Below are 3,994 nucleotides of genomic sequence, written 5' to 3' on the forward strand. Positions count from 1 at the left end.
GAGGGAGGCCGTACGGCGGCGGGCGGCGCGGGCGGTTCCGGCGGCGGCCACGGCCTGCTCGGCATGCACGAACGTGCCTCCGCGCTCGGCGGGGTCTGCCGCACCGGCGCCCGGCCCGGCGGCGGTTTCCGCGTCTCGGTACGGTTGCCGCTGACGGTGCCACCGCACGGTGCCGCGGCTCCGTCCCCGTAATCTGACCGTATGACGACGACCCTTGGTAACGGTGAGGCTCCCCCGCGCGGCGTCGTGAAGGTGCTGCTCGCCGACGACCAGGCGCTGCTGCGGGGCGCGTTGCGGATGCTGGTGGAGTCCGAGCCGGACATGGTCGTGGTGGGCGAGGCGGTGGACGGGGCCGAGGCCGTCGAACTGGCGCGGGCCGAGCGGCCGGACGTGGTGCTGATGGACATCCGGATGCCGGGTACCGACGGGATCGCGGCGACCCGGGAGATCGTCGCCGACCCCGAACTCGCGGCGACCGCGGTGCTGGTGCTGACCACCTTCGAGGCCGACGAGTACGTGGTGCGGGCGATTCTCGCCGGCGCCTCGGGGTTCCTCGGGAAGGGCGCCGAGCCGGACGAACTGCTCTGCGCGATCCGCACCGTGGCCAAGGGTGAGGCGCTGCTCTCCCCCGCCGCCACGAAGAGCCTGATCTCCCGCTTCGTCGCCCAGCAGCACGGCGCCGACGACGAGCCCCGCACGGTACCGGGCCTGGACACCCTCACCTCCCGCGAGCGCGAGGTCCTCATCGAGGTCGCCGGCGGCCTGCCCAACGACGCGATCGCCGCCCGGCTCGGGGTCAGCCCGCTCACCGTGAAGACCCACATCAACCACACCATGGCCAAACTCGCGGCCCATGACCGCGCCCAACTCGTCGTAGCCGCCTACGAATCCGGTCTGGTCCGCCCCCAACGCCCTTGACCTGTACGGGGCGTCCACGAACAGCGCGGAAAACCCACAGATTCGGACAGATGATCGCGCTCTCAGAAAAATGAAGCAACAAATATTGACCGAACCAATCAGCACGCGTACGTTCCCAGCGAGTCGCCGGGAGCCGGATCGCGGGTGAACTCGGCTGCCGTAGCGTCATGTTGAAGCAAGCTCCACCACCCCCCACCACAGGAGCGCGCCATGCATACAGAGACAACTGCGGCCGTGGGACGAGGACATGGCCCGAGGTTGCGCGGAATCCTGCTGTCAGCCGTCGCGACGCTCGCGCTCGTACTCGGCGCGCTGATCGGCCTGCCCGGCACGGCCGCGCACGCCGCCGACTCGCTGCCGTGCGACATCTACGCCGCCGCGGGCACCCCGTGCGTGGCCGCGCACAGTACGACCCGCGCCCTCTACGCCTCGTACAACGGCCCGCTGTACCAGGTGACTCGGGCCTCCGACGGGGCCAGGACCGACATCGGGCTACTGGCGCAGGGCGGTTACGCGAACGCCGCCGCGCAGGACTCGTTCTGCGCGGACACCACGTGCAGCATCAGCAAGGTCTACGACCAGTCGCCGCGGCACAACGACCTCGATCCCGGTCCGGCCGGCACCGCGGGCAGCGCCGACCGCGGCGCCGACGCGAGTGAACTCGCCGTCACCGCGGGCGGTCACCAGGTGTACGGCATCTGGATCTCGCCGGGCGTCGGCTACCGCTCCAACGGCGCCGCGGCCGGCGTCGCGGTCAACGGCCGGCCCGAAGGCGCGTACATGGTGGCCAGCGGCACCCACGTCGGCTCCGACTGCTGCTTCGACTACGGCAACGCGGAGTCCACCGCGTCCGACACCGGCAACGGCCACATGGACGCCGTGTCCATCGCGACCACCTGCTACTTCGCGCCGTGCACCGGTTCGGGCCCCTGGGTCGAGGCCGACATGGAGAACGGCATGTTCCAGGGCGACAACGGCTCCAACACCGCCAACGCCGGGAACAACAGCACCTTCGTCACCGCCGTGCTGAAGAACGACGGGCAGACGACGTACGCCCTGAAGGGCGGCAACTCCCAATCAGGCGGCCTGTCGACATGGTGGAACGGCTCGCTGCCGACCAGAGGCGGCTATATGCCGATGCAGCAGGAGGGCGGCATCATCCTGGGCACCGGCGGCGACAACAGCAACCGCAACATGGGCACGTTCTTCGAGGGCGTGATGGTCTCCGGCTACCCGACCGACGCCGCCGAGAACGCCGTCCAGGCGAACGTCGTCTCGGTCGGCTACTCCGGTGAGACGAACATCCCCAACGGCCCCCAGGGCACGATCACCGGTCCGGGCGGCCAGTGCGTCGACGTCGCGGCCGACGACACCGGCACCGACGGCTCGGCCGTCCAGCTCTGGAACTGCCAGTCCTACGCGGAGGACCAGTACTGGACCCACCACACCAACAGCTCCCTCAGCACCATCGGCCGCTGCCTCGACATCATCGGCAACGGCACGGCCAACGGCACCGAGGTCGAACTCTGGGACTGCAACGGCGTCGGCGGCCAGGTCTGGCAACAGCAGTCCGACGGTTCCCTCTTCAACCCGCAGTCCGGCCGCTGCCTCGACTCCCCCAACGGCGCGACCGACAACGGCACGAGGCTGCGCATCTGGGACTGCAACGGCTCCGCGGCGCAGAAGTTCGCACTCAACTGAGCGCTTCCTCGCATCGACGGCCCTTCGGCCCGGCGCGCACCCGCATATCGCGGGCGTACGCCGGGCCGAACGCCTTCCGGCGACGCGAGCGGTGCACCCGGCCGCCGCCCCCCACCGGCCGGGTCCGTCGATCGGCCGCCCGTCGTCTGCTCACCCGGGCAAGCGAACATGCCACTGACTGAACGTTTCTGCACGTAAACGATCGCTTACGCTCCGCAGCTATGGTCACCTCATCACATGAGGCGATGCACCGGATCTTCCAAGAGGACCCCGGCATCTTCGCCCGGACCTTCAACCGGCTCGGCCTCCCCATCTCCGAGCCGGTCGCGGTCTCCCTCCTGCCCACCGACGTCACCGAACTCAAACCGCTCGAACGACGCCTCGACACCCTCCTCCAGATCGACACCGCCGACGGCGAGAGCTACCTGCTCGCCATCGAAGCGCAGAGCCGCAAGGACCCGGACAAGGGCGGCAGTTGGGCTTACTATCTCGCCTACCTGCACGCCAAGTACCGCAAGCAGCCGATTCTTCTGGTCACCTGCCAGGACGAGAAGACGGCCCACTGGGCCGAGGGGCCCTTCCACTTCGGCATATCCCAGTGGCGCAGCATGACCGTCCGCCCGCTGGTCCTCGGCCCCCACAACGTCCCCGTCGTCACCGACCTGGAGGCGGCCACCCGCGACATCCCCCTGGCCGTCTTCTCCGCGATCACTCATGGTGACCATCCCGAAGCGGATACCATGTTGGGGGCACTGGCTTCCGCCCTGAAGACGCTCGACGAGTCCACCGCCTCGATCTTCAGGGAACTCACCGAACTCGGACTGGGCACCAGCCCGGCAGCACACATCTGGAAGGACCTCATGGCCGTCGACCTCTCCTTCTTCCGCTCCGAGACCTCAGAGAAGCTCCGCGACGAAGGCCGCGTGGAGGGCCGTGTGGAGGGCCACGTGAAGGGCCGCTCCGAGAGCCGCGTAGAGGATCTGCTTCTCGTGATCCAGTCCCGCGACATCGCGCTCACCGACGACCTCCGCGCGCGTATCACCGAATGCACCGACCCGGACCTCCTCCACACATGGTTCCGGCGCGCCCTGCACGCGGAAACCGCCGAGCAGATCCTCACCGAGGGCGACGAACCCACCGGCTGAACTCGGCTTCGCCCCGGCCGCACTCGCCTGGAAGGACCTCATGGCCGTCGACCTCTCCTTCTTCCGCTCCGAGACCTCAGAGAAGCTCCGCGACGAAGGCCGCGTGGAGGGCCACGTGAAGGGCCGCTCCGAGAGCCGCGTAGAGGATCTGCTTCTCGTGATCCAGTCCCGCGACATCGCGCTCACCGACGACCTCCGCGCGCGTATCACCGAATGCACCGACCCGGACC

4 protein-coding genes and 1 pseudogene are annotated in these 3,994 nt (G+C 69.2%); all 5 read left to right on the top strand.

Annotation, left to right across the window (positions count from 1 at the left end; genetic code table 11):
- Positions 1-192, top strand: a pseudogene (locus AC13HU_RS33625) (two-component sensor histidine kinase); the annotation flags it as partial.
- A 9-nt stretch (positions 193-201) separates the two neighbouring features.
- Positions 202-918, top strand: a complete 717-nt coding sequence (locus tag AC13HU_RS33630; RefSeq protein ID WP_483045777.1) for a response regulator transcription factor — start codon at positions 202-204, stop codon at positions 916-918.
- A gap of 210 nt (positions 919-1,128) precedes the next feature.
- The gene (locus AC13HU_RS33635; protein WP_483045778.1) at positions 1,129-2,619 is read left to right on the top strand and encodes an arabinofuranosidase catalytic domain-containing protein; all 1,491 of its coding nucleotides are present in this window, start codon (positions 1,129-1,131) and stop codon (positions 2,617-2,619) included.
- Positions 2,620-2,840: 221 nt separating this feature from the next.
- Positions 2,841-3,764, top strand: a complete 924-nt coding sequence (locus tag AC13HU_RS33640; RefSeq protein WP_483045779.1) for a hypothetical protein — start codon at positions 2,841-2,843, stop codon at positions 3,762-3,764.
- A 40-nt stretch (positions 3,765-3,804) separates the two neighbouring features.
- Positions 3,805-3,994 (top strand): hypothetical protein (locus tag AC13HU_RS33645; RefSeq protein ID WP_483045780.1); only part of this gene is annotated, 190 nt, incomplete at its 3' end.

The organism is Streptomyces sp. NH27, assembly GCF_056859195.1.